We start from the raw sequence: 24,286 nt of genomic DNA on the forward strand, positions 1-24,286 counted from the left end.
ATGACCGTCAACGCCATCGAGGCCACGGGCGCGATCCCCGCCATCTCCCCGATCGCCCCGCTCACCGCGTCCGACCCGGCCGGCCCGTCGACGTCCGGCGCCGACTTCGGCGCCATGGTCGCGCAGGGCCTGCAGCAGCTGCAGCAGGTCCAGGACCACGCCGACGACCTCGCCGTGCAGGCCGCCACTGGCCGCCTCACCGACGTGCACGACTACATGATCGCCGCGACCGAGGCCAACCTCGCGACCAGCCTCACCGTCGCCGTGCGCAACAAGGCCCTCGAGTCCTTCAACGAGATCATGAGGATGCAGGCCTGATGCGCGACCGGCTCACCGCTCTGCTGCGGCGGGGCAAGGACGGCTGGGCCGCGTTCACCCCCGGGCAGCGCGCGGTCACCATCGTCGCCGTGCTCGCCCTCGCGATCGGCGGCTACTTCTTCGCGACGTGGGCCGGCAAGCCGACCATGGCGCCGCTGTTCTCCAACCTCGCCGCCGCCGACGCGAGCGCGATCGTCGACAAGCTCAACGCCGACGGCGTCACCTACACGCTGTCCGACGGCGGCAGCACCATCAACGTCCCGAGCGACCAGGTGTACAGCCTGCGGATCTCGATGAGCGGTGCCGGGCTGCCCGCGTCCGGCGACGCCGGCTATGCGCTGCTGGACAAGCAGGGCGTCATGACCAGCGAGTTCATGCAGCAGGTCACGTACCGGCGGGCCCTGGAGGGCGAGCTCGGCAAGACGATCGAGGCGATCAACGGCGTCAACAAGGCGACCGTGCACCTGGCGATCCCGCAGAAGGACGTGTTCACCGACGACCAGCTCGCGCCGACCGCGTCGGTGCTGGTGGACACCGGCACCAAACCGATCCCGGGCGGCGCCGTCACCTCGATCGTGCACCTGGTGTCCTCCAGCGTCGAGGGCCTGGAGCCGGAGGCGGTCACCGTCGTCGGCGCCAACGGCAAGGTCCTGTCCGGATCCGGCGACGGCGCCGGGTCCTCACCGGACGGGCAGTCCGGGCAGACGTCCGCCTACGAGACGCGGCTCAACAACGCGCTGCAGAACATGCTCGACACCGTCGTCGGGCCGGGGCACTCCGTCGTGCAGGTGACCGCCGACCTCGACTTCGACGCCACCGAGACCAAGACGCAGAAGTACGTCGCCGACCCGGCGGTCCCGCCGCTGTCGGAGTCGAAGACGTCGGAGCAGTACACCGGCGGCAACGGCACCCCGGTCGGCGGCGTCCTCGGCCCGGACAACATCCAGGTCCCCAACGGCACGGGCGCCGGCGGCGACGGCACCTACCAGCAGTCCACCGAGACCCGCAACAACGCCGTCGGCATGGTCACCGAGACGAAGAAGTCGGCGCCGGGCGCGGTGCGCAAGCTCGCCGTCGCCGTCATCGTCGACAGCTCGAAGGCGAAGATCGACGAGGCGCAGCTGCAGCAGCTGGTCTCCTCCGCCGTCGGCCTCGACGCGACCCGCGGCGACCAGATCGCGGTCAGCTCGATGGCCTTCGACACCACCAAGGCCGACGCGGAGGCGAGCGCCGAGGCGGACGCCGCGAAGGCCGAGCAGGGTGAGCTGCAGCAGAAGTACATCCAGATGGGCCTGATCATCCTGGCCCTGCTGATCCTGCTGATCGTCGCCGCGCTGTCCGGCCGCCGGCGGCGCAAGGCCGACAAGGTCAAGCTCACCGACCAGCAGAACGCGGCCCTGGAGGAGATGCAGGCGGCCATCGAGGCGGCGCGGGCCAAGCTCGCCCTGGAGGGCCAGGGCGGGATCGGCGGCACCCCCGAGCTCGAAGGCGCCGGCGGCCCCGGCGCGGAGTTCGACCGCGACGGCCGCTTCCGCGACATCACCCAGATGGTCGAGAAGCAGCCCGACGAGGTCGCCCAGCTGCTGCGCGGCTGGCTCGCCGACCGGCGCGGCTGACCGTGCGGCCGGCCACGCGGGCAGGAGCGCGTATCGATGACCACGGGTGAGCTGACGGGCCTGCGCAAGGCCGCCATCCTGCTCGTGCAGATGGGCAAGGAGGACGCGGCGAAGATCATGTCGCACCTCCGCGAGTCGGAGGTCGAGGAGCTCACCGCCGAGATCATGCGGCTCGGGCAGGTCGAGGGCGACGTCGCCGACGTGGTGCTCGAGGAGTTCCACGACATGGCGACCGGTCACCGGTACGTGGGACAGGGCGGCCTCGACTTCGCCCGGGACCTGCTGGAGGCGTCGCTGGGCCGGGAGCGGGCCGGTGAGATCGTCGGCCGGCTCAACACCGTCTTCATGGACGTGCCGTTCGGCTTCCTCGGGCAGGCCGACCCGCGGCAGCTGCTGTCCTTCCTGCAGGACGAGCACCCGCAGACGATCGCCCTGGTCCTGGCGCACATGACGGCCACCCAGGCGTCGCAGATCCTCGGCGGGCTCGCCCCGGAGCTGCAGGCCGACGTCGCGCACCGGATCGCCGTCATGGACCGCACCTCGCCCGACATCATCCGCAAGGTCGAGGCGACCCTGGAACGCAAGATGTCCTCGGTGCTGCAGCCGAGCGACCTGTCGGCCGTCGGCGGCCTCGAACCGCTCGTCGAGATCATCAACCGGACCGACCGCGCGACGGAGCGGCTGATCCTCGAAGGGCTCGCGGGCCGCAACCCGGAGCTGGCCGAGGAGATCCGCTCGAAGATGTTCATGTTCGAGGACATCGTGTCCCTCGACGACCGCTCCATCCAGCTCGTCCTGCGCCAGGTCGAGACCAACGACCTCGCCACCGCGCTCAAGGGCGTGCGCGAGGAGGTCCGCCAGAAGGTGATGCGGAACCTGTCGGAGCGCGCCGCGGAGAACCTCGCCGACGAGATCGAGATGCTCGGCCCGGTCCGCCTGCGCACCGTCGAGGAGTCGCAGGCGAAGATCGTCCAGGCGATCCGCACCCTGGAGGAGTCCGGCCAGATCACCATCCGCCGAGGAGACGACGATGAGTTCGTCGGCTGACTACCCCCTCGCGTTCCCGCCGCCGCCGCAGAAGAAGGCGGGGAAGCCGCGACCGGCGTTCCCGCCCCCTCCCCCACCGCCGCCGACGCCGGCGACCAGGGCGTTCCCACCGCCGGAGGTCCCGTCGACGCTCGGCTACGGCGAGCAGGTCCTCACCGACCACCGGGCCGGTGCCGCACCGCAGGCCCGCTTCGACGTCGACCTGCGGGAGCGGGAGACGTACCCGCCGGAGCTGGTGGCGAAGGTCCGCGCCGATGCGGAGGCGGCCGGCTACGCCGCCGGCTGGGCGCAGGGCATGCGGGAGGCGCGCACCGGCGCGCAGGCGCAGGCCGCGCTCGTCGCCGAGGAGGCCGCCGAGGTCGCGGAAACGCACCGCCGCCGGGTGGAGTCGGCGCTGCGCGCGATCGGCGCCGCCGCCGACGGCCTGGACCGCCGGGTGGTGCCGGCCGCGCAGGACGTCGAGGACCAGATCGTCGCGACCGCGTTCGCGCTCGCCGAGGCGGTCCTCGGCCGGGAGCTGCGCACCGCCACCGAACCCGGCCGGGAGGCCCTGGCCAGGGCCCTCGCGCTGGTGCCTGGGACAAGTCCCGTGACGGTCCGGCTCAACCCGGCGGACCGGCTGACGATAGGACAGACGGAACTGGTCATGGACGGCCGCACGGTGTCCCTCGTGGACGACCCGGGCCTCGGACCGGGCGACGCTCTCGCACTGTGCGACGCCACGAAGGTCGACGCCCGGCTCGGGCCGGCCCTCGACCGGGTGCGGGAGGTGCTCCAACAGTGACGTCGTCGCTCCAGCAGCGCCTCGCCGCCGCCCGCCAGGCCGCCGGGCCGCGGGTCACCGGCCGGGTCGCCTCGATCGTCGGCCTGTCGGTCACCGTCGCGGGCGTCGACGGCCGCGTCGGTGACCTGGTGGAGATCGGCGAGGCCGGCGCGACCGTGCCGGCCGAGGTCGTCTCCATCGACGGTGACCGGCTCGCCTGCCTGCCCCTCGGCGCGCTCACCGGCATCGGCACCGGCAGCCCCGTGCGCGGCACCGGGTCGCCGCTGCGGATCGCCGTCGGACCGCAGCTGCGCGGGCGCATCCTCGACGGGCTCGGCCGGCCCATGGACGGCGGGCCGCCGCTCACCGGCCTGGAGCGCGTCACCGTCGAGAACGACGCCCCGGACGCCCTCGCCCGCGGCCGGGTCCAGGAGCCGCTGTCGCTCGGCGTGCGCGCCCTCGACACGCTCGTGCCGTGCGGCCGCGGGCAGCGCATCGGCATCTTCGCCGGATCCGGTGTCGGGAAGAGCAGCCTGATGTCCATGATCACCCGCGGTACCGACGCGGAGATCTCCGTCATCGGTCTCGTCGGCGAACGTGGCCGCGAGGTCCGCGAGTTCATCGAGAACGACCTCGGACCCGAGGGCCTGGCCCGGTCCGTCGTGGTGATCGCGACCTCCGACCAGCCGCCGCTGGTGCGGCTGCGCGCCGGGTTCGTCGCCACCCGGATCGCCGAGTACTTCCGCGACGGCGCCCAGGACGTCCTGCTGCTCATGGACAGCCTCACCCGCACCGCCATGGCGCAGCGCGAGGCCGGCCTGTCCGCCGGCGAGCCGCCCGCGACCCGCGGCTACCCGCCGAGCGTGTTCGCGCTGCTGCCACGCCTGCTGGAGCGGGCCGGGCCGGCGCCCGTCGGCTCGATCACCGGCCTGTACACGGTCCTGGTCGAGGGCGACGACCACAACGAGCCGATCGCCGACACCGCCCGCTCGATCCTCGACGGGCACATCACCCTCGACCGGCGGCTCGCCACGGCCGGGCACTTCCCCAGCATCGACGTGCTGGAGTCGATCTCCCGGGTGGCGAGCGCGGTCACCACCCGGGAGCAGCGCACCGACGCCACCGCCCTGCGCCGGATGCTGGCCGCCCACCGCGACGTGCGCGAGCTCGTCGAGATCGGCGCGTACGTCAGCGGCACCAACCCCGACGCCGACCGGGCCCGGGCACTGTGGCCGCAGATCAACGACTTCCTGCGGCAGGACATGGACGACACCACGCCGGCCCCGCTGGCCTGGTCGATGCTGGATGCGCTGGTGAAATCCTGATGGCGAAGAACGGTTTCCGGCTGGGTGCGGTCCTGCGGGCCCGCAAGGCGCAGGAGGACGCGGCGAAGGCGGCCGTCGTCCGGGCCCGCGGCGAGGCGGCGGCGGCGCACGCCAGCGTCCACGCCCGCGAACGCGACCTCGACGGCCGGCGGGTCCCCGACGGCGCGTCGTCCGCGGCGTTCGCCGCCACCCTCATGGCCCGGCAGGCGACAGCGACCGCGCTGTCGGCCGCGATCGGCGCCGCGTCCCTCGCGGACGAGACCGTCCAGGAACGCCTCGACGACCTCACCGACGCGGCCGTGCAGCGCCGCACGATCGAGAAGCTCCAGGAGCGGCACGACCTGACGCGCAAGCAGACGGCCGCCGCGAACGAGGCGAAGGCGGTCGACGACCTGACCACCGCCGCCGCCTTCAACCGCCGGGAGGACGCATGACGGTGTACGAGGCCCAGGCGCGGGTCGCGGAGATCCGCAGCCGGATCGGGCTCGGCGCGCCCATGACGACCGGCGGCGGGGACGCGTTCGCGGCCACCCTGCAGTCCACATTGGACAGCTCCCGGTCCGTCACGGGGACCTCGGTCGTGGACGCGGCGAAGCGGTACCTGGGCACGCCGTACGTCTTCGGCGGCACGAACCCGGAGAGCGGCCTGGACTGCTCGGGCCTCGTCCAGCGGGTCTACGCCGACCTGGGGGTCAAGCTGCCCCGCGTCGCGAAGGACCAGGCCCGCGAGGGCACCGCCGTGCCGGACATGGCCCACGCCCGCCCCGGTGACCTGCTCGCCTTTGGCAACCCGGTCGACCACATCGGCATCTACGCCGGCGGCGACAAGATGATCGTCGCCCCGCACACCGGCGACGTGGTGAAGGTCCAGCAGGTGTACGAGCCCCCGTCCGCCATCCGCAGGATCGTGCCCACGACGTCCCTCGACCCGTCCGCGGCGGGCGGCCTGCCCCGGGCCCTGTCCGCGGCCGCCCTGTCCGGCGCGCTCGCCGGCGGCCTGGCCGGCGGGGCGTCCGGTCCGGGCGGTGTGCTGGGCGGCTCGGGCTCCGTGGCAGGGGCCCTGGGCGGCGGATCGGCAGGTCTGGCCGGGGTCCTGGGCGGCGGGACGGGCGGTCTGGCCGGGATGCTCGGCGGCGGGACGGCGTCGTCCGCGGCGCTGGCGCTGTCGGCGGCTGGGACCCGGGCCGGGTCGGCGCCCGCCGCGACGATGGCGGCGGCCGCGACGATGCGGCCCGCGACGCTGACCGGCGTGCCGTACGCGGACCTGTTCCAGCAGGCGGGCGCGAAGTACGGCCTGTCACCGGCCCTCCTCGCCGCGGTCGCCAAGGTCGAGTCCGGCTACAACCCGGCCGCCGTCAGCAGCGCCGGCGCGCAGGGTCTCATGCAGCTCATGCCGGCCACGGCGCGCGGCCTCGGCGTCAACGCGCTCGACCCGGCGCAGGCGGTCGACGGCGCGGCCCGGATGCTGTCGGCCAACCTCGAACGCTTCGGCTCGATCGACCTGGCCCTCGCCGCCTACAACGCGGGCGGCGGCGCGGTGAGCCGGTACGGCGGCATCCCGCCCTTCGCGCAGACCCAGGCCTACGTCCCGAAGGTGAAGGCCGCCATGGAGCAGCTCGCGGGAAGGGGCTTCGCGTGACCGCCCCGCTCGACGCGACCCGCCCGCCGGGCACCGCCAGGTCCGCCGATCCGGCGGCCGCGACCGGGCCGTCGGACGCGTTCACCGACGCCCTGGCCGCCGCCGTCGCCCGCAGCCGCTCGGCCAGGGACGCCCGCGACCGCCGCCCAGACACCACCTACGACAGGCCCGCCGACAGGGACCGCGGCTGGGATCGGCCGCGGGACCGGGTCCAGGATCGAGCGCACGACCGGGTCCAGGATCGAGCGCACGACCGGGTCCAGGACCGGGTCCAGGACCGGGTCCAGGACCGGGTCCAGGATCGGGTCCAGGATCGAGGGCGGGACCGGGTGCAGGACCGGCGGCCCGCGGGCCGGGACCGGCGCGTCGAGGACGACCGGGACCGCACCCCGGAGTCGGACACCTTCGCTTCCACCGCCGCGGCCCAGCAGCGCCGCGACGCCGTGGCGCGGCGCCCGGAACAGGACCGCCCGAGGGAGTCCCACGACGCCGGCGCCGCGCCGGTCCGGGCAGCGGCTCAGGCCATGGACGGCGAACCCGCTCCGGCGCGGCGACCGGCAGGCGGACGGTCGACCGATGCGCCCGCCGCCGGGGCTTCCGTCCAGCGCTCCCTGGAAGCGATGCTCCGGGCCGCCGCCGCCCGGGCCACCACGACCGAGGTGACCGTGCCGCTCGTCGCGGCCGAGTCGCCTCCGCCGGTGGTCCCCCAGCTCGTGCCGCGGTCCGCGACGCTGTCCCGACCGCAGTCGCAGCTCGTTTCCCAGGCCGTTTCACAGACTTTGGTCGCGTCTCAGGCGGCGCCGCAGGGACCGGACCAGCCGGGCGCGCCCTCGGTGGGCACGGTGCCCGTGGTGCCGACCGGTGCGGCGGACCGGGTGCCGGCCGGTGCCCGGACCGCGGCGCCGGTGCTCGCGGAGGGCCGGCCGGAGCTGGGTGCGTGGACCAGCAACCCTGTCCCGGGTGCGGGACTCGCCACCCCGGAGCCGGTGACCGCTCCCGCCACGGCGGTCCTGACCACGACAGCGCAGACCGCCGCAGGCCGGACCACGGCGCATGGCGACGCGGCACAGACCGCCACGGCACCCGGAGTCGCGGCACAGACCCCCACGGCGGCCGGCGACGCGGCACGGTCCGCCACCGAGGCCGGCGGAGCGGCACGGATTGCCATGGCGGCCGGTGTCGCGGGCCGGACCGCTGCGGCCCAGTCGCCGACGCTGCCGGCCGACGCGGTCCGGGCCGCGACACCGGGGACCGGGCCGGAGCCGGCCGAGGTCGCGCGGGCCGCGCCGGCGCCGGGCACCGGGCCTGCCGCCGCTCGACCGGACGCCGCGCCGCAGGTCGCGGCCGGCGCGCAACCGGGCGATGCGGGCGGGCCCGCCGCGGTTGCTGTGCCGGCGGTCGCCACGGCGGCGTCGGCCGCGCAGCCGCCGGGCGACCAGGTTCCGCGGCTCGTCCAGGCCGCCGGTCAGGGGCCGCAGGCCGGCCGGCACACCGGGAGCACGGGGCAGGGCGGGCCGGACACCGGTCCGGTGGGCGGTCAGGTGGACGGCCTGGGCAGCCCGGCCGCCGTGCCGGGCGGCGCCGCGGTGCCGGTCGCCGCGGACGCGGGGCGGGTCGTGGCCGGTGGCGAGGCCCGGACGGGCGTCCGGCACCCGGCCGAGGCGCAAATGGACCCGCGGCAGCCGCTCCCCCGGTCCGCCGAGGTGCCGGTCGACGCCGCGCAGTCCACCGCGGCGGTGACCGCGGACGCCGCCGGTGCCGCCGGGCAGGCACCGGCCGGGACGGCCGGCGTGCCGCAGGCAGTGGTGCAGCAGGCCGCCGCCCAGAGTGCCCAGAGCGCCCAGAGCGGCCTCGCGGGCGACGGGCAGGGGCGTGGACAGAGCGGCACGGACGGCAGGGGCGGCCACACCCGGCAGCCGGCACCGGTCGAGGACGTTACGGGCGGGACGGCGCCGGCGGTACCGACGCCGCTGCCGCAAACGGCTCAGGCCGTCCTGGCTCCGTCGGCTCCGGCGCAGGCCCAGGCCCCGGCGCAGGCGCCCGTGGCGGCGCAGGTGGCGATGGTGCTGACGCCGCTGCGGAAGGGGCCCGACGGGGTCCACCGGATGACGATCCAGCTCAGCCCGGGCGACCTGGGGCCGGTCAGCATCGTCGCGGAGGTGCGCGACGGCACGATCGCCGTGCAGCTGGCGGCGGGCAGCGACGCGGCGCGGGCGGCGTTGCAGGCGGCGCTGCCGGACCTGCGGCAGGACCTGCGCGACGCCGGGTTCTCGCAGTGCTCGCTGGATCTGCACCAGGACGCGAACCGGCCGGGCAACCAGTCGCAACAGTTCTCAGGTTGGCAGCCGCAGGGTCGATCTCAACAGCAGGCACCCGAACCACGGGCGACGGAGCCGGTCATCGATCCGGACGCGCCCGATGTCCTGGTCGACGTGCGCATCTAGGAGGGGGTTCCGCCATCACCAGCCCGACGACGCCTGTCAGCGGCACCGTCGGCGACTACGTCCCGAAGCCGGTCCCTGGCAACGTCAGTGACTACGTGCCGAAGACGAGCGCGCCGGCCGATGTGGCCAAGACCGACGGCACGAAGAAGGACGAGCCCGCGAAGCCCGGCGGTGACCTGGGCAAGGACGCGTTCCTGAAGCTGCTCGTGGCGCAGCTGAAGTATCAGGACCCGATGAAGCCGATGGACAACTCGGAGTTCCTGGCGCAGACGGCGCAGTTCACCACGGTCGAGAAGCTGTCCGACCTGGCGACGATGGAGCAGACCCTGCTCACCGCCCAGCTCCAGCTCGGCGCGAGCAACCTGATCGGCAAGACCGTCTCGTTCACCGACAAGGACGGCAAGACGCAGTCCGGTGTGGTGACCGCGGCGGCGTTCTCGGGCACCAGCCCCACCCTGCGGGTCGGCGACACGGATGTCGCACTCGGTGCGGTCAAGGAAGTCCGCAACCCGGCATCCTGAAAGGACCCCTCCCTCATGCTCCGCTCACTCTTCTCCGGCATCAGCGGTCTGCGGGCCCACCAGCAGATGATGGATGTCACCAGCAACAACATCGCCAACGTCAACACCGTGGGGTTCAAGTCGTCGCAGGTGCTGTTCGAGGACACGCTGAGCCAGATGATGCGGTCCGCGGGCGCGCCGCAGCAGGGGCAGGGCGGCACCAACCCGGCGCAGGTCGGTCTCGGTGTCCGGCTCGGCGCGATCAACACCAGCTTCGTGCAGGGCTCCGCGCAGACGACCGGCCGGGCGACCGACGTGATGATCTCCGGTGACGGGTTCTTCATCGTCAACTCCGTCGACGAGATGCTCTACACCCGCGCCGGGTCGTTCAACTTCGACGCCGAGGGCAAGCTGGTCACCCCGACCGGCGCCGCGGTGCAGGGCTGGCCGGCGGTCAACGGCTCGGTCAACACGAACGCCCCGATCGGTGACATCCGGCTGCCGATGGGCACGCTGATCGCGCCGAACGCGACCCGCCAGATGGTCATCGCCGGTAACCTGCCGGCCGACGCGCCGCTGAACACCTCGATCCCGCGCGCGATCAAGACGTACGACGTGCAGGGCAACGTGGTCATGCTGACGTCGACGTTCACGCTGACCGCCGGCGGCTGGGAGGTGGTCGTCAGCGACGGCACCACGCCCTCGGCCCCGGCCAGCCTGACGTTCCTGCCGAACGGGCAGATCAACGGCCCGACGTACACGGACTCCAACGGCGACACGAAGATCGGTCTGCTGTACGACCCGGACAGTGACGGCATCGGCGTCGAGGTGGACCTGGCGGGCCTGACGGAGTACACGGGCAACACGACGGTGAGCCCGCTGAGCCAGAACGGCTCGCCCGCGGCGACGCTGCAGTCCTTCAGCATCAACCCCGACGGTCAGCTGGTCGGCGTGTTCTCCAACGGCAACAAGCAGACGGTCGCGCAGCTGGCGCTCGCGAACTTCAACAACCCGCCCGGCCTGGAGAAGGTCGGCGACTCGCTGTACCGCTTCACGGTGAACTCCGGCCTGGCGCAGGTCGGCGTCGCCGGCACGGTGGGTCTCGGCACGTTGCAGAGCGGTGCGGTGGAGATGTCCAACGTCGACCTGGCGCAGGAGTTCACCAACCTGATCGTGGCCCAGCGCGGCTTCCAGGCGAACTCCAAGGTGATCAGCACGTCGGACGAGGTGCTCCAGGAGCTCGTGAACCTCAAGCGATAACGGACATCACGGCATGAAAGGCCCGCCATTCGTGGCGGGCCTTTTGCGTAGCACCTCCACGGCAACCGTCAACTCCTCACCTGTCGGCCGAACGGTCCGATGTGAGATCCGAAGGCACCACGGAGGGGGCCTGGCCCATTACCACCAAGGACGGGAGCGCGTCGATGATCCTGCTGACCAGACTCAACGGCCCGGTGTTCGCCCTCAACCCCGACCTGGTCGAACGGGCCGACTGCACCCCTGACACCGTCGTGACCTTGGTCGACGGCACGAAGTACCTGATCGCCGAGTCGTTGCCGGAGCTGGTGGCGCTGATCCGCCAGTACCGCGCGCAGGTGGTCGTCGACGCGCAACAGCTCGTCGGGCAGACCTCGGCGGAACGCGCCGACGACGCCCGGGAGCGCGTCAAGGAGACCAACGTCGTCCATCTCCACCGTCGGGAGCGCTGACACATGGATCCGGCAACCCTCATCGGGATCGTGCTCGCCTTCATCGCGATCTTCGTCTCGATGATCCTCGAAGGCGGCAGCCCCGGCTCCATCTTCCTGTTGCCCCCGCTGATCCTGGTCTTCTTCGGCACGCTCGGCGCGGCGATGGCCGGCGGCATGCTGAAGGACACGATCGCGCTGGCGGACTCGTTCAAGCGGGTGCTGCTGGGCAGCGTGCAGCCGGCGGACTCGCTCGTCGACGACATCGTGAAGCTCGCCGAGAAGGCCCGCCGCGAAGGGCTGCTGGCCCTGGAGGACGCGATGAAGGAGGTGCAGGATCCGTTCCTCAAGAAGGGCCTGCAGCTCGCCATCGACGGCACGGACTCCGAGGAGCTCGCGGCGATCCTCGAGGCCGAGGTCGACGCGAAAAAGAAAGCGGACAAACAGGCCGCCACGATCTTCACCGGCATGGGCGGCTACGCACCGACGATCGGCATCATCGGCACGGTCATCGGCCTGATCCACGTACTGGAGAACCTGAGCGAGCCCGACAAGCTCGGTCACCTCATCGCCGGCGCCTTCGTGGCGACGCTTTGGGGAGTTCTCTCAGCAAACGTCATGTGGCTGCCGATGGGAGCCAAGTTGAAACGGCTGAGCGAGCTCGAATGCGCTCAGATGGAGCTCGTGATCGCCGGCATCATCAACATCCAGGCAGGGGCCAACCCCCGCCTGGTCGCACAGAAACTTCGGAGCCTGCTGCCGCCCGGCAGCGTCACTGACAAGAAGGAGGCCGCCTGATGAGCGGAGGTGCACACGCTGCCAAGGGCGGCAAGCAGGGGACGCACGCCAAGGGCAAGAAGCACGCGGCGCACGACGAGGAGCACGAGAACCACGAGCGCTGGCTGGTCAGCTACGCCGACATGATGACGCTGCTGATGGTGCTCTTCATCGTGCTGTTCGCCATCAGCCAGGTCGACCAGAAGAAGTTCGCGGAGCTCAAGAACGGCCTGGCGGTCGGCTTCGGGTCGCCGTCGGTGGCGTTCGACGGCGGCGAGGCCTCGCTCATGGAGTCCTCCGACAGCGACTCCCCGATGGACATGTCCTCGGGCATCGGCGGCACCACCAGCGACGCGACGGCGGTCCAGGAGGCCGTGGCGGCCAAGGAGCGGGCGTCGGCGTCGGCGCGGCAGAAGGCCGCGCAGCAGGAGGTCGCGAACTTCGAGAAGATCAAGTCGCAGATCGAGGAGAGCCTGAAGAAGGACGGCCTCAGCGACGCGGTGAAGTTCACCGTCGACGAGCGCGGCCTGGTCGTCACGGTCGTCACCAGCGCGGTCGTGTTCGACGGCGGCGAGGCGCAGCTGCTGTCCGCCGGCCAGGAGATCATGAAGGGCATCGGCCCGGCGGTCGCCGGCCTGCCGAACAAGATCGAGGTCGACGGCCACACCAACCAGCTGGCCGCGACGACCGGCACCTACCCGAGCGGCTGGGAGCTGTCCAGCGCCCGCGCCTCGACCGTGGTCCGCTACCTGCACAGCAACGCCGGCATCGCCGAGAACCGCCTGCTGGCGGCGGGCTACGCCGACACCAAGCCGCTGTACCCGGCGGACGACCCGCGAGCGGCGTCGCTCAACCGGCGGGTGGAGATCATCGTCCTGTCGTCACTTCCGGCCGACACCCGGGCGCTGCTGCCCTCGGCTTCCGAGAACAGCTGAGGAGCACCCTGGATGGCGAGCGAAGAGAAGCCGGCGGAGACCGGAGAGGCCCCCAAGAAGAGCAAGAAGAAGCTGATCATGATCATCGCGATCGTGGCGGTACTGCTCGGCGGCGGTGGCGGCGGGTACTTCATGTTCAAGCCGTCCACCGCCACGGCGGAGCCGGAGCCCGAGCCGGGCGTGGTGGTCCCGCTGGACGCGATCACGATCAACCTGGCCGACGGGCACTTCCTGAAGCTGAGGCTGTCCCTGCAGGCCACCGCGGCGGCCGCCGAGGCGCCGGACGGCAGCAAGGCCCTGGACATCGCGATCGACCTGTACAGCAACATGGACATGGCGGCGCTGATGTCCAACGCGGAGCGGGAGCGCCTGAAGAAGGAGCTCAAGGAAAAGATCGAGAAGGCGTACACGGTCGACAAGGAGAAAGAGATCATGGACGTGTACTTCACGTCGTTCGTGATCCAGTAGGCCCGAACCGGCGGATCTGGGGGTTTTCAAGGAAACCTCCAGGTCCGTTTCGGCCGTTTTACGTCAAGCTGCCCCCAAAAGGACCGATGGTAAGAGAGTGACGCAGTCAACGTCGGCGACCGGTAGCGGCCGCACGCCCGGCAAGATGAGCCGGCGCGGCGGCAAAAGCTCCGGTCCTGAGCCGTATGACTTCCGGCGTCCGACCAAGCTCAGCCGCGAACACATCCGGACACTCCAGATCTCCTACGAGACCTTCGCCCGCCAATACGCCACACTCTTGACCACCAGCCTTCGGGCGGTGTCGCAGGTCAGCCTCATCTCGATCGAACAGCTGACCTACGACGAGTACATCAGCGGCCTGTCCAGCCCGACCGTCGTCGCCATGTTCAGCATCGATCCCTTACCCGGCACAGCCATTCTGGAGTTCTCCCTGAGCACCGCCATGGCCTGCATCGACCACATGCTCGGCGGCCCGGGCGGTCCGCAGCCTCAACGACCACTGAGCGACATCGAGATGCCGTTGCTGCACGGCCTCATCGACCGGACGCTCGGCGAACTGCGCTACGCCTTCGAGGGCATCGTGGCACTGCGGCCGGAGATGACCACGATCGAGTACAACCCGCAGTTCGCCCAGGCGGGCGCGACGTCCGACGCGGTCATCGTCGCGTCGTTCGAGATGCGGGTCGGCACCGAGGAGTGCGTGGCCAGCATCTGCCTGCCGTTCGGGTCGATCTTCCCGAAGCTGCAGGGCGAGCAGGGCAGCGCGGTGCTCACCGAGGCCCAGCGGCTGGCCCGGGAGGTCGCCTACCGCAACGTGGTGGCCGGCCTGGAGGGCGCGCCGATCGAGGTCGCGGTGCGCTTCCAGCCGGTCCGCATGCATCCCGCCGACCTGATCGGGCTGCGCCCGGGCGACGTGGTGCCGCTCGCCCACACCACCTCGACGCCCCTGGCGGTGACCACGGCGGACATCACGTTCGCCTACGCCGTCCCCGGCGCGCAGGGCAACCGTCTGGCCTGTCTCGTGGTGCCGAGCCCGCAGCCAGGTCAACGTCCGACACACCGGCCCGCCGGACAGCCGGCCGGACAGCTCGGCCAGAACCGCGCTGAGGAGACCCACCGATGACCATCGCCACCAACGAGGCCCTGCTGGCCCGCGCCGAGGCTGCCGCTCAGGCCGCCGTGGCGCTGCTGCCCGCCAGCTCCCCGCTCTCGGTCGGTGCGCCCACTACCAACGTCGACGAGCTCGCGATCGACGGCCAGGCGGTCCGCGCCAGGTTCGCCGGCACCGCGCAGGGCGAGGTCGCCATCGTCGTCACCCAGGACCTGGTCGAGGCCCTCGCGAACTCCCCCATGGGCGCCCTGGACCTCAGCCAGGCCGTCCGGCCCGCCCTGGAGGCGGCCGCGACCACCGTCGGCCCGGTCGTGGTCGACCCGGGCGAGGTGCTGCAGCCCGCCGACGCCATGGGACAGCTGGTCGCCGCCGGCGGGGTCCTGGTGCCGCTCAGCACCGACGACGGCACCGTGCAGGCCGTCGTCGCGCTCGCCGTGGCGGTCGAGGTCACCGGCCCGGGCGGCGGCCGCGGCGAGGACGCGCACGACGAGCGCGGCGACCGCGGCGGGCGGCCCGCCTTCGACCTCCTCCACGACGTCGAGATGGAGGTCACCGCCGAGCTCGGGCGCACCCGCATGAGCGTGCGGGAGCTGCTGTCCCTCGCCCCGGGCGCGGTGATCGAGCTGGACCGGGCCGCCGGCGGCCCGGCCGACCTGCTGGTCAACGGCCGGCTCATCGCCCGCGGTGAGGTGGTCGTGATCGACGAGAACTTCGGCATCCGGATCACCGAGATCGTCGGCCCGACGGATCGGGCCTAGGTACCCCTGACCATGTTCGAGCTGGCAATGCGCGTCCTGTGCTCACTCACAGTGGTTTTCGTACTACTCTGGGCGCTCGCGCGGCTGGCCCGCCGCGGGGTCGCCGGCCGCGGCGCCGGGCTGCTCACCGTCGTCGCCCGCCAGCAGCTCGGCCGGGGCTCGTCGGTGGCGGTGGTCAAGGTCGCCGACCGGGCCCTGGTCCTCGGCGTCACCGACACCGGCGTGTCCCTGCTCGCCGAGGCCGACGCGGAGCTGTTCGACGAGCCACCGGAGGCCGGGCCGCCCGTCCGGTCACCGTTCGCCGGGTCGCTGCTCTCGGCCGACGCCTGGCGCTTCCTGCGGGGGCGGCGATGAGGTTCCTGCTGCCGGCCGCCGCGTTCTGCACCACGCTGCTCCTGCCCGCGACCGCCTTCGCCGCGCCGACGCCGAAGCCGCCGGTGTCGCCGAGCCCGCCGGACGGCACGGTCAACATCGACGTCGGCGGCGTGCAGCCCAGCCAGTCGATCACCATCATCATCCTGCTGACGCTGCTGTCGATCGCGCCGTCGCTGCTGCTGATGACCACCAGCTTCACGAAGGTGTTCGTCGTCCTCTCGATCACCCGCAACGCGCTGGGCCTGAGCAACGTGCCGCCCAACCAGGTGATCGCCGGCATGGCGCTGTTCGTCAGCCTCTTCATCATGTCGCCGGTCATCTCCGAGGTGAACGACGTCGGGCTGCAGCCCTACCTGAAGGGAGAGAAGACCCAGGCGGTGGCGTTCAAGGACGGCGTACAGCCGCTCGAGGCGTTCATGCTCAAGCAGACCCGCAAGGACGAGATCGCGCTCTTCACCAAGATCGCCGACCGGCCGCTGCCGAAGAACAAGGACGACGTGCCGCTGTCCACGCTGGTACCGGCATTCGTGCTGTCCGAGCTGCGGGCCGCGTTCATCATCGGCTTCGTCATCTACATCCCCTTCCTGGTCATCGACATGGTCGTCTCGGCCGCGCTGATGTCGCTGGGCATGATGATGCTGCCGCCGGTCACCATCGCGCTGCCGTTCAAGCTCCTGCTGTTCGTCCTGGTCAACGGGTGGGGGCTGATCCTCACCGCCCTCGTGGCCAGCTACCACTGAACGAGGTGTACCCCCGCATGACCGACACCAAGATCATCGAACTCAGCATGCAGGCGATGACGATCGCGGCGAAGCTCGGCGCGCCGATCCTGCTGACGGCGCTCATCGTCGGCTTCGCCATCTCGCTCTTCCAGTCCGTCACGCAGATCCAGGAGTCGACGCTGTCGTTCGTGCCGAAGGCCGCGGCGATCGGGCTCGCGCTGCTGTTCGCCGGCAACTGGATGCTGCACGAGATGATCACCTACACCGAGCAGCTGTACGCCCAGATCCCCGATCTGATCAAGGGTGCCTGACACCTACACCGTGCCGCTGAGCACGGTCCTGGCGATCCTGCTCGGCTCGATCCGGGCCGGGGTGTGGCTGATGCTGTGCCCGCCGTTCAACAACCGGGGCGCGCCGTCGACGGTGAAGGTGCTGCTGTCGCTGGCGATCGCGCTGCCGCTCGCGCCGAAGCTCGCCCCGCAGGTGCCGGCCGACATGTCCGCTCCGCTGCTGCTGGCAAACGCCGCGGAGCAGGCCGTCGTCGGCGCCTCGCTGGCGTTCATCACGGCGCTGCTCTTCGCCGCGGTCCAGGTCGCCGGCAACCTCGTCGACCTGGTCGGCGGCTTCAGCCTGGCGTTCTCGATGGACCCGTTCTCGTTGCAGGGCAACGCCGTCTTCGGCCGCTTCTACAACCTGATCGGCATGGCGCTGATGTTCGCCACGGACTCGCACCAGCTGATCCTGCGGGGGTTCGCCCGGTCGTACACGGCGATCCCGCTGAACGACGCGCTGTCGCTGAAGACGTTCACCGAGATCATCACCAACGGCCTGGGCGAGATGTTCCTGGCGGGCCTGCAGATCGCGGCGCCACTGATCGCGATCATGCTCGCCGTCGACGTCGCGCTGGGCCTGCTGACCCGCGCCGCGCCGGCGCTGAACCCGTTCTCGTTCGGCTTCCCCGCGAAGGTACTGCTGACGTTGACGGTGGCGGGCACCGCGATGATGCTCCTGCCCAACGCGGTGGCGAACCTGACCGACCGCTCGGTGACCCTGGTCCTGCGCCTGCTGGCCGCCTGACCCACAACCCCCCGGCCGCGCCGTGCTTCCCGCGCCGCGCCGCGCCACCGATCTGCGCTGCGCCACGGCTTGGTGTCGCGTTGCCGCCTTCCGCTCCTCGCCGCGTCACCAGTTCCGCGTGCGCCGCCGCTTTCCGCGTGCGCCGCCGATCGGGCGGGCGCTCGGCGTCGTGCGTGCGAGGTCTGCCGCCCGCGGGGCCTCAGGGGGCGTCTTCGGCGCGGCGCTGGGGGAAGGGTTCGCCTGCGACGGCCTCGGCGCGCAGTGGTTCGTCGCCGGTGTCGGCGTCCGTGTCGGTGCCCGGTTTCCCGCGGTCGTCGGACTTGCCGTAGTTGCGGGTCACGAGCCGGAACAGGGCGAGCATCGCGGCGGCGACCGGCACGGCGATCAGCAGCCGCAGCAGCCCGGTCTCCACGTCGAGCGCGTGGGTGACGAAGGTGGAGTACAGGGCGGGCGACGAGATCAGCAACGCGAGGAACAGCGTGGAGAACCGCGCCATGCCGAGCATGTCAGCCGCCCACCAGGCTCAGCCGTTCGCAGAGCATCGCGGCCCACTGGAACGGTGTGGAGGGCCGGCCGTCGAGGAGCGCGACGGGCAGCCGCAGTGACAGCGGGCTGGCCGGGTCGCCGCTGGACATGGTGCCGCGCAGGCAGATCGCGTCGACGCGGCGCAGCCCCTGCAGGTGGTGGGCGACGTCGGAGGTCTTGCGGCTGGCGTCGACGACGACCCAGACGGCGACGGGCCGGACGGCTTCGACGATCGCGGCGGCCCACGCGGACTCGTCCAGGGCGGCTTCGACGGCGACGACGCTGGGCGCGTCGGACTTGCGGAGCTTCTTCGCCCAGAGGCGGGCGTCGTGGGCGCCGGTGATGCGGCGTTTCCCGTCGATGCCGGCGGCGGCGGCGTTGCGGCCGGCGAACAGGATGTGGCCGGTGTCGAGGCGCTGGGTCTCGGCGACCCACCGGGCGACCTCGACGGCGTGCGTCGACTCGCCGACGACGATGAGTGTCTCGCCGGGGCCGTCGGGCGCGGGTTCCGCGACGGGCAGCGCGGCGAAGGCGTCGACGACCGCGGTGTACGTGTCGGCGGCGTTGGCCCGGAACGCGATGTCGGTGGGCACGCCCAGCGACTGGAGCCGGCGGCCGAGCGCGGTCTGCCGTTCCGGTTTCTCCGCGACGGTGCGCTCCCGCTCCGGCGCGCGGTCGGCCGCGCGGTCGGCGGCAGCGCGGTCGGCGGCGGCGGCGCGGTCGGCGGTGCGGTCCGCCGGCGCGGGCCGTTCGGGTGCGCGTTCGGCCGGGGCGGGCGCGGCGGTCGCCTGCGCCGCCGCGGCCTGGGCCGCGGGGTGCGCGTTGTAGGCGCCGGCCAGCCGTTCGCTCGCGTCCGGTGTCCGCGGCTTCTCCACGGTGGCGGTGGCTTCAACAGGCATTGGGGACTCCTGCCAGAATTCGGTTTCAGGGTCGGACAGTGGGCGGGGCGGGTTCGGACGCGCGGGTGCGCGCCGTCGCGGGTCCATCCGCGTCTGTTCGGGCCAGATCCCCCCGTCGTCCGGGGCCGCGGGTGGCATGCTCCGGGGGTCGACGGGCGGCGGCTGATACCGCTGTGGTTGCGGCAGATCGGGGCGCTGTTCGAAGCGCGGGTCGGCGTTGACCTGCCGGACGCCGAGTTTGGCGATCGGCTGGTTGGCCGCCGGCCGGAACGGCCGCACCGACGGCGCCCCGGCGGGCGCCTCGGCCTGCGGCGGAGCGTCGGCGAGGAGCCGGTTGAGAGCGTCCGCGGCGGTCGGTGGCCGCGGCGGCCCGTTACCCGCTCCCCGGTCGGGACCGGCGGGACCACCCGCACCGCTGGGAGGCGGACCAGGCCGGGCGGCACCACCGGGAGGCGGACCGGGCCGGGCGGCCGCACCACCGGGAGGCGGGCTGGGGACGAGCGGGACACCGTCGCGGGCGCCGGCCAGGACATCGGCGAACGTCGGATTCCGGCCCTGCGATTCCGCGGCGTCCGCCAGCGCGGCCAGATCCTCGATACTCAGTGAGCGTTTCGGCGTGTCGGCTTTGCGGGGCGCCTGACCGGATGATTGAGTTGTCGCAACGGCATCGGGGACCTCGACCGTCAGCTCATATTTCTGAGTGCCGAAAAGGCCACCGACACCGCCGGTGCGCACTTTCTCGGCCGAGACGATGACAGCGTCAGGCCCATGCTCGGCGCGGACCTGCGCGAGCAGTTCTTCGAGGTCACGACCCTCAAGCAGCAACCGGGTAGGCACCATTCACCACCCCAATAGTCTCAATCCGCAGCGTACTCCCGGCGATCTCTGAGTAAGACAGAACCGGCAAACGCGGTAGCGCCATCTGCACCAGTTTTCGCAGTGCGTTGCGCAGTTGCGGTGAGCACACGAGGACCGGGCTGACGCCGCGTTCCTCGCCGAGTTCGGTGATTCTGGTCAGGTCGGCGAGCATCGACTCGGCGCGCGCGGTGTCGATCAGCAGCTGCAGCCCGCTGTCGGTGGGCCGCAGCGATTCGAGCAGCTGCTGTTCGAGTCGCGGTTCGAGGGTGATCGCGGTGAGGGTGCCGTCCTGGGCGTGCCGGGAGGCGATCGCCGGGCCGAGCGACGCCCGGGCCGCCTCGACGAGCGAGTCGGGGTCACTGGACTGCTTCGCCTGCAGCGACAGCGACTCGAAGATGCGCACCAGGTCCCGGATCGGCACGCCCTCGTCGAGCATCGTCTGCAGGACGCGCTGGACCTGCCCGAGGCTGAGCGCCGACGGGGTGAGCTCCTCCACGACGACGGGGTGGGTGCGCTTGACGATCTCGGTGAGGGCGCGGACGTCCTCGCGGCCGAGCAGGCGGCTGGCGTGCACCCGGACGATCTCGGCCAGGTGCGTGATGATGACCGACGCCCGGTCCACGACCGTGGCGCCGGTGAGGTCGGCCTGGTGGCGCAGTTCGGCGGGGACCCACTTGCCGGCGAGGCCGAAGACCGGCTCGACTCCGGCGCGGCCGGGCAGGAAGTCCAGGCCGTCGCCGATGGCCAGGACGGTGCCGGGCGGCGCCTGGCCGCGGCCGACCTCGACGCCGCTGATGCGCACGGCGTACGTCGACAGCGGCAGCTCCAGGTCGTCGCGGGTCCGCACGGGAGGCATGACGATGCCGAGTTCCAGGGCGACCTTGCGGCGCAGGGCCCGGACGCGTTCCAGGAGGTCGCCGCCGCTCGCGTCGACGAGGTCGACGAGGTCGGGGGCGAGCGCCAGCTCGAGCGGGTCGACGCGCATCTCGCCGAGCAGCGTCTCGGTCGGGTCCGGCGGTGGCGGCTCCGCCTCGGCGGCCGCGGCGGCCTGCTGCTCCTCCTCGGTGACCTGTTTCGGCAGGCGCTGGGCGATGATCAGCACCGCCGCGCCGACGAGCAGGAAGGGCAGCTTCGGCAGTCCCGGGATGGCGCACAGGGCCAGGGCCGCGCCGCCGCCGATCTGCAGCGCGCGCTTGTTCTGGCTGAGCTGTTTGCTGACGGTGGCGCCCATGTCGCCGTCGTTGGCGGACCGGGTCACGATGAGGCCCGTCGCCACCGACAGCAGCAGCGCCGGGATCTGCGAGACGAGTCCGTCGCCGACGGACAGCAGCGAGTAGGTGGAGATCGCGTCGGTGGCCGACATGCCGCGCTGCAGCATGCCGATCGCGAAGCCGCCGATGAGGTTGACCAGCGTGATGATGATGGCGGCGATCGCGTCGCCTTTGACGAACTTCGACGCGCCGTCCATGGCGCCGTAGAAGCTGGCCTCCGACGTGATCTCGGTGCGCCGTTTACGGGCCGTCGCCTCGTCGATGAGGCCGGCGTTGAGGTCGGCGTCGATCGCCATCTGCTTGCCGGGCATGGCGTCGAGGGTGAAGCGCGCGCCGACCTCGGCGACGCGTTCGGCGCCCTTGGTCACGACCATGAACTGGACGATGAACAGGATGAGGAAGATGACGAGGCCGACGATGAGCGAGCCGCCGACGACGAAGTGGCCGAACGCCTCGATGACGTTGCCGGCGAAGCCGTCGGTGAGCACGAGCCTGGTCGCGCTGATGTTGAGCGCCAGGCGGAACAGGGTCGCGATCAGCAGCAGCGACGGGAACGAGGAGAACTCCAGGGGGCGCTTCACGTACATGCTGACCAGCACGATCACCAGTGCCAGGGTGATGTTCGCGGCGATGAGCGTGTCCAGCAGGAAGGCCGGCAGCGGCACGACCATCATGAGGATGATCAACACGATGCCGATGGGCACGATGTACTGCGACAGGCGTTTGGGCACGCTCTCCCCGTCTTTCCGATGTGACGCGATCCCCTGATCGGTGCCGAACGGGTAGTTCTGAGGGTTTTCCTTTGGTTGCAGCGCCGGTTGCCGATCGTCGGTACGTGCAGCCCGCAACGACCTCGACCCCCGATTCGACGCAGCTCGTCCACATCGGGCGGCAGCCGCTGTACGACTGGGCCGGCCACGTCGTCGGGTACGAGCTGCTGTTCCGGGGCGCGGCGGACGAGGTCGAGGCGTCCCGGCGCAGCGCGTACGCGACGAGCCAGGTCATCGTCAACGCGTTCACCGAGTTCGGGCTGGAGCAGCTCGTCGGCGGCCGCAAGTGCTTCATCAACCTGACCCGCGACTTCCTCGTCGGCGACCTGCCGCTGCCGTTCGACCCGGACCACGCGATCCTGGAGATCCTGGAGACGGTCGAGATCGACGACGCGGTGCTCGCCGGGACCGCGCGGCTGGTCCAGCAGGGGTACGAGATCGCCCTCGACGACTTCGTGTTCGGTCTCGGCCACGAGCGGCTGCTGGGCCTGGCCTCCTACGTGAAGCTCGACCTGCTGATCCGCGAGCCGGACGAGCTCGCCGAGGTCGTCGCCCGGTGCCGCCGCTTCCCCGGCATCAAGCTGGTCGCGGAGCGGGTGGAGATCGAGGAGCACATCCTGCTGGCGCAGCGGCTCGGTTTCGACCTGCTGCAGGGGTACGCCGTGGGCCGCCCTCAGGTGCTGACGGCCGTCGCTCTGTCGCCGTCGCGGCTGCGCCGGCTCGAGCTGCTCGGCGCGGTGACCGCGGAGGACGCCGACATCGCGAAGGTGTCGGCGATCGTGCAGAGCGACCCGGCGCTGTCCTACCGGGTGCTGCGGGCGACGAACTCGGCCGCGTCGGGGCTGCCGCGCAAGGTCGCGTCGGTCCGGGACGCGGTGGTGCTGCTCGGTTCGGCGAAGATCCGGCAGTGGGCGGCGTTGATGCTCGTCAGCGACGTGGCGGAGTCCGCGAGCGAGGACCAGCTGTCCACGACGATGGCCCGGGCGCGGCTGTGCCAGACGGTGGCGGAGCGGCTCGGGCTGCCGGGCGAGGCGGCGTTCACCGTCGGGCTGCTCGCCGGCGTCGCGGAGCTCATCGCGGAGCCGGTCGCGGAGCTGGTCACCCGGCTGCCGCTGACGGTGGAGGTGGCCGACGCCCTCGTCGACGGGCACGGCCGGCTCGGCCAGGTGCTGTCGATCGTGCGGGCGTACGAGGTCGCCGACAGCGACGCCCTGGCGGCCGCGCCGGTGTCCTCGGCGGACCTGGCGAAGGCGTACCTGGCGGCGGTCGGCTGGTCGATGCGGACCATCGAGGGGGCGCTGGGCCGCTAGGCCCCTGCCATGGCCGGTGAGAAGACCGAGCAGCCTACCGAACAGAAGAAGCGGCAGGCGAGGCGTGACGGCACCCGGGCCCGCACGCCTGATCTCGGCGCCTGGGGCGGGGTGCTGCTGGCCAGCATGCTGCTGCCGTGGACGGCCCGCAGCATCATGTCCCGGACCCAGGAGCTGTTCACCCGCAGCACGCAGGCGATGGTCGACCCGGAGCCGGCGGTGGCCCTCGGGCTGCTGAAGGACGGCGTGCTGGACATCGCGCTGCTGGCCGGGCCGATCACCGTGAGCCTGTTCCTGTTCGCGATCCTCGGCACCGCGGCCCAGGGCGGGCTGCGCCCGGCGACGAAGCAGCTCAAGCCGGACTTCAAGAAGCTCAACCCGCTCAAGGGCCTGAAGAAGACCTTCGGCGGGCAGGCCGCGTGGGAGGCGGTCAAGTCCCTCGCGAAGGTGATCATCCTCGGGCTGGTCGTCTACAACACGATGCAGACGCTGATCCCGACGCTGCTCGGCGCGACGGCGATGCCGCTGCAGACCATCATCGGCCTGGTCGCCGACACCGTGCTCCAGGTCGTCCGGGTGGCCGCGGCGACCGGGCTCGTGCTCGCCTTCGCCGACTACTTCGTGGCGAAGCGGCGGGTCAACAAGCAGCTGAAGATGTCGAAGGAGGAGGTCAAGGAGGAGCACAAGAAGTCCGAGGGCGACCCGCACGTCAAGGGCCACATCCGCCAGCGGCAGCACGAGATGGCCCGCAGCCGCATGATGGCCGACGTGCCGAAGGCCGACGTCGTGGTCGTCAACCCCACCCATGTCTCGGTCGCGCTGCGGTACGACCCGACGAAGGGCGCGCCGCGCGTGGTGGCGAAGGGCCTGGGCGTGATCGCGTTGAAGATCCGCGAGGTGGCCACCGAGCACCGCGTGCCGATGGTCGAGGACGTGCCGCTCGCCAGGGCGCTGCACGGCGCGTGCGAGATCGGCGACGAGATCCCGGCCGAGTTCTTCGGCGCGGTAGCCCGGGTCCTCGCGTTCATCATGATGCTCAAGTCGAAGGGCTCCGCCGCGGGTGTGCACACCGTCCCGGAGCAACGCTAGC

The 24,286-nt window shown here is 71.9% G+C and carries 25 protein-coding genes; 22 read left to right on the forward strand and 3 right to left on the reverse strand.

The window, feature by feature from the left end; genetic code table 11:
• The 20 genes from fliE to ACZ6TV_RS38460 all read left to right on the forward strand — a co-directional run bounded on the left by fliE (nt 1) and on the right by ACZ6TV_RS38460 (nt 17,563).
• Complete coding sequence (fliE, locus tag ACZ6TV_RS38365) at nt 1-318, forward strand: flagellar hook-basal body complex protein FliE (protein ID WP_465303383.1); 318 nt, start codon at nt 1-3, stop codon at nt 316-318.
• Nucleotides 318-1,934: a flagellar basal-body MS-ring/collar protein FliF gene (gene fliF, locus ACZ6TV_RS38370; RefSeq protein ID WP_465303385.1), complete on the forward strand. Its 1,617-nt coding sequence runs from the start codon at nt 318-320 to the stop codon at nt 1,932-1,934. Before fliE ends, fliF begins: the two co-directional genes overlap by 1 nt.
• A 36-nt stretch (nt 1,935-1,970) precedes the next feature.
• The gene (gene fliG / locus ACZ6TV_RS38375) at nt 1,971-2,981 is read left to right on the forward strand and encodes a flagellar motor switch protein FliG (protein ID WP_465303387.1); all 1,011 of its coding nucleotides are present in this window, start codon (nt 1,971-1,973) and stop codon (nt 2,979-2,981) included.
• Nucleotides 2,965-3,765, forward strand: coding sequence for a FliH/SctL family protein (locus ACZ6TV_RS38380; protein WP_465303389.1), 801 nt, complete (start codon nt 2,965-2,967; stop codon nt 3,763-3,765). The genes fliG and ACZ6TV_RS38380 overlap by 17 nt, the downstream gene beginning before the upstream one ends.
• Nucleotides 3,762-5,069 carry a FliI/YscN family ATPase gene (locus ACZ6TV_RS38385; RefSeq protein ID WP_465303391.1) on the forward strand — a complete coding sequence of 436 codons (1,308 nt, stop codon included), beginning with the start codon at nt 3,762-3,764 and terminating at the stop codon, nt 5,067-5,069. The genes ACZ6TV_RS38380 and ACZ6TV_RS38385 overlap by 4 nt, the downstream gene beginning before the upstream one ends.
• Nucleotides 5,069-5,503, forward strand: coding sequence for a cell envelope biogenesis protein TolA (locus ACZ6TV_RS38390; RefSeq protein ID WP_465303393.1), 435 nt, complete (start codon nt 5,069-5,071; stop codon nt 5,501-5,503). Before ACZ6TV_RS38385 ends, ACZ6TV_RS38390 begins: the two co-directional genes overlap by 1 nt.
• Entirely contained in the window at nt 5,500-6,708 is a 1,209-nt protein-coding gene (locus ACZ6TV_RS38395; RefSeq protein ID WP_465303395.1) for a transglycosylase SLT domain-containing protein, read from the forward strand. Before ACZ6TV_RS38390 ends, ACZ6TV_RS38395 begins: the two co-directional genes overlap by 4 nt.
• Complete coding sequence (locus tag ACZ6TV_RS38400; RefSeq protein ID WP_465303397.1) at nt 6,705-9,152, forward strand: flagellar hook-length control protein FliK; 2,448 nt, start codon at nt 6,705-6,707, stop codon at nt 9,150-9,152. Before ACZ6TV_RS38395 ends, ACZ6TV_RS38400 begins: the two co-directional genes overlap by 4 nt.
• 95 nt (nt 9,153-9,247) lie before the next feature.
• On the forward strand, nt 9,248-9,673 hold the full coding sequence (locus tag ACZ6TV_RS38405) for a flagellar hook capping FlgD N-terminal domain-containing protein (protein WP_465303399.1): 426 nt from the start codon (nt 9,248-9,250) through the stop codon (nt 9,671-9,673).
• Nucleotides 9,674-9,688: 15 nt separating this feature from the next.
• Nucleotides 9,689-10,912 (forward strand): flagellar hook protein FlgE, encoded by a 1,224-nt coding sequence (locus ACZ6TV_RS38410; protein ID WP_465303401.1) that lies wholly within the window; start codon nt 9,689-9,691, stop codon nt 10,910-10,912.
• 164 nt (nt 10,913-11,076) lie between these two features.
• A complete protein-coding gene (locus tag ACZ6TV_RS38415) occupies nt 11,077-11,361 on the forward strand; it encodes a flagellar FlbD family protein (protein WP_327008686.1) in 285 nt (94 codons plus the stop codon).
• Nucleotides 11,362-11,364: 3 nt separating this feature from the next.
• Nucleotides 11,365-12,138, forward strand: a complete 774-nt coding sequence (locus tag ACZ6TV_RS38420) for a flagellar motor protein (RefSeq protein WP_465303403.1) — start codon at nt 11,365-11,367, stop codon at nt 12,136-12,138.
• Nucleotides 12,138-13,052, forward strand: coding sequence for an OmpA/MotB family protein (locus ACZ6TV_RS38425; protein ID WP_465303405.1), 915 nt, complete (start codon nt 12,138-12,140; stop codon nt 13,050-13,052). Before ACZ6TV_RS38420 ends, ACZ6TV_RS38425 begins: the two co-directional genes overlap by 1 nt.
• 12 nt (nt 13,053-13,064) lie before the next feature.
• A complete protein-coding gene (locus ACZ6TV_RS38430) occupies nt 13,065-13,520 on the forward strand; it encodes a flagellar basal body-associated FliL family protein (protein ID WP_465303407.1) in 456 nt (151 codons plus the stop codon).
• A gap of 145 nt (nt 13,521-13,665) precedes the next feature.
• A complete protein-coding gene (locus ACZ6TV_RS38435; RefSeq protein WP_465303659.1) occupies nt 13,666-14,643 on the forward strand; it encodes a flagellar motor switch protein FliM in 978 nt (325 codons plus the stop codon).
• Nucleotides 14,640-15,389, forward strand: a complete 750-nt coding sequence (fliN, locus tag ACZ6TV_RS38440; protein ID WP_465303409.1) for a flagellar motor switch protein FliN — start codon at nt 14,640-14,642, stop codon at nt 15,387-15,389. Before ACZ6TV_RS38435 ends, fliN begins: the two co-directional genes overlap by 4 nt.
• Before the next feature lie 51 nt (nt 15,390-15,440).
• Nucleotides 15,441-15,743, forward strand: coding sequence for a flagellar biosynthetic protein FliO (gene fliO / locus ACZ6TV_RS38445; RefSeq protein WP_465303411.1), 303 nt, complete (start codon nt 15,441-15,443; stop codon nt 15,741-15,743).
• Nucleotides 15,740-16,504: a flagellar type III secretion system pore protein FliP gene (fliP, locus tag ACZ6TV_RS38450; RefSeq protein ID WP_465303413.1), complete on the forward strand. Its 765-nt coding sequence runs from the start codon at nt 15,740-15,742 to the stop codon at nt 16,502-16,504. The genes fliO and fliP overlap by 4 nt, the downstream gene beginning before the upstream one ends.
• A gap of 17 nt (nt 16,505-16,521) precedes the next feature.
• Nucleotides 16,522-16,797: a flagellar biosynthesis protein FliQ gene (gene fliQ / locus ACZ6TV_RS38455; protein ID WP_354782175.1), complete on the forward strand. Its 276-nt coding sequence runs from the start codon at nt 16,522-16,524 to the stop codon at nt 16,795-16,797.
• Nucleotides 16,790-17,563 (forward strand): flagellar biosynthetic protein FliR, encoded by a 774-nt coding sequence (locus ACZ6TV_RS38460; protein WP_465303415.1) that lies wholly within the window; start codon nt 16,790-16,792, stop codon nt 17,561-17,563. Before fliQ ends, ACZ6TV_RS38460 begins: the two co-directional genes overlap by 8 nt.
• A gap of 199 nt (nt 17,564-17,762) precedes the next feature.
• Here ACZ6TV_RS38460 and ACZ6TV_RS38465 read toward each other — a convergent pair whose 3' ends face one another.
• The 3 genes from ACZ6TV_RS38465 to flhA all read right to left on the reverse strand — a co-directional run bounded on the left by ACZ6TV_RS38465 (nt 17,763) and on the right by flhA (nt 21,847).
• On the reverse strand, nt 17,763-18,059 hold the full coding sequence (locus ACZ6TV_RS38465) for a hypothetical protein (RefSeq protein WP_465303417.1): 297 nt from the start codon (nt 18,057-18,059) through the stop codon (nt 17,763-17,765).
• A gap of 10 nt (nt 18,060-18,069) precedes the next feature.
• Nucleotides 18,070-18,987, reverse strand: coding sequence for a hypothetical protein (locus ACZ6TV_RS38470; RefSeq protein ID WP_465303419.1), 918 nt, complete (start codon nt 18,985-18,987; stop codon nt 18,070-18,072).
• Nucleotides 18,988-19,801: 814 nt separating this feature from the next.
• Complete coding sequence (gene flhA / locus ACZ6TV_RS38475; RefSeq protein ID WP_465303421.1) at nt 19,802-21,847, reverse strand: flagellar biosynthesis protein FlhA; 2,046 nt, start codon at nt 21,845-21,847, stop codon at nt 19,802-19,804.
• A 104-nt stretch (nt 21,848-21,951) separates the two neighbouring features.
• Here flhA and ACZ6TV_RS38480 point away from each other — a divergent pair, with 104 nt between their 5' ends.
• Together ACZ6TV_RS38480 and ACZ6TV_RS38485 are read left to right on the forward strand one after the other, a co-directional pair.
• Complete coding sequence (locus ACZ6TV_RS38480) at nt 21,952-23,196, forward strand: EAL and HDOD domain-containing protein (RefSeq protein ID WP_465303423.1); 1,245 nt, start codon at nt 21,952-21,954, stop codon at nt 23,194-23,196.
• A 9-nt stretch (nt 23,197-23,205) separates the two neighbouring features.
• Nucleotides 23,206-24,285: an EscU/YscU/HrcU family type III secretion system export apparatus switch protein gene (locus tag ACZ6TV_RS38485; protein WP_465303425.1), complete on the forward strand. Its 1,080-nt coding sequence runs from the start codon at nt 23,206-23,208 to the stop codon at nt 24,283-24,285.
• The last annotated feature ends 1 nt before the right edge of the window (nt 24,286 follow it).

This window comes from Dactylosporangium sp. NPDC051087 (assembly GCF_055586325.1).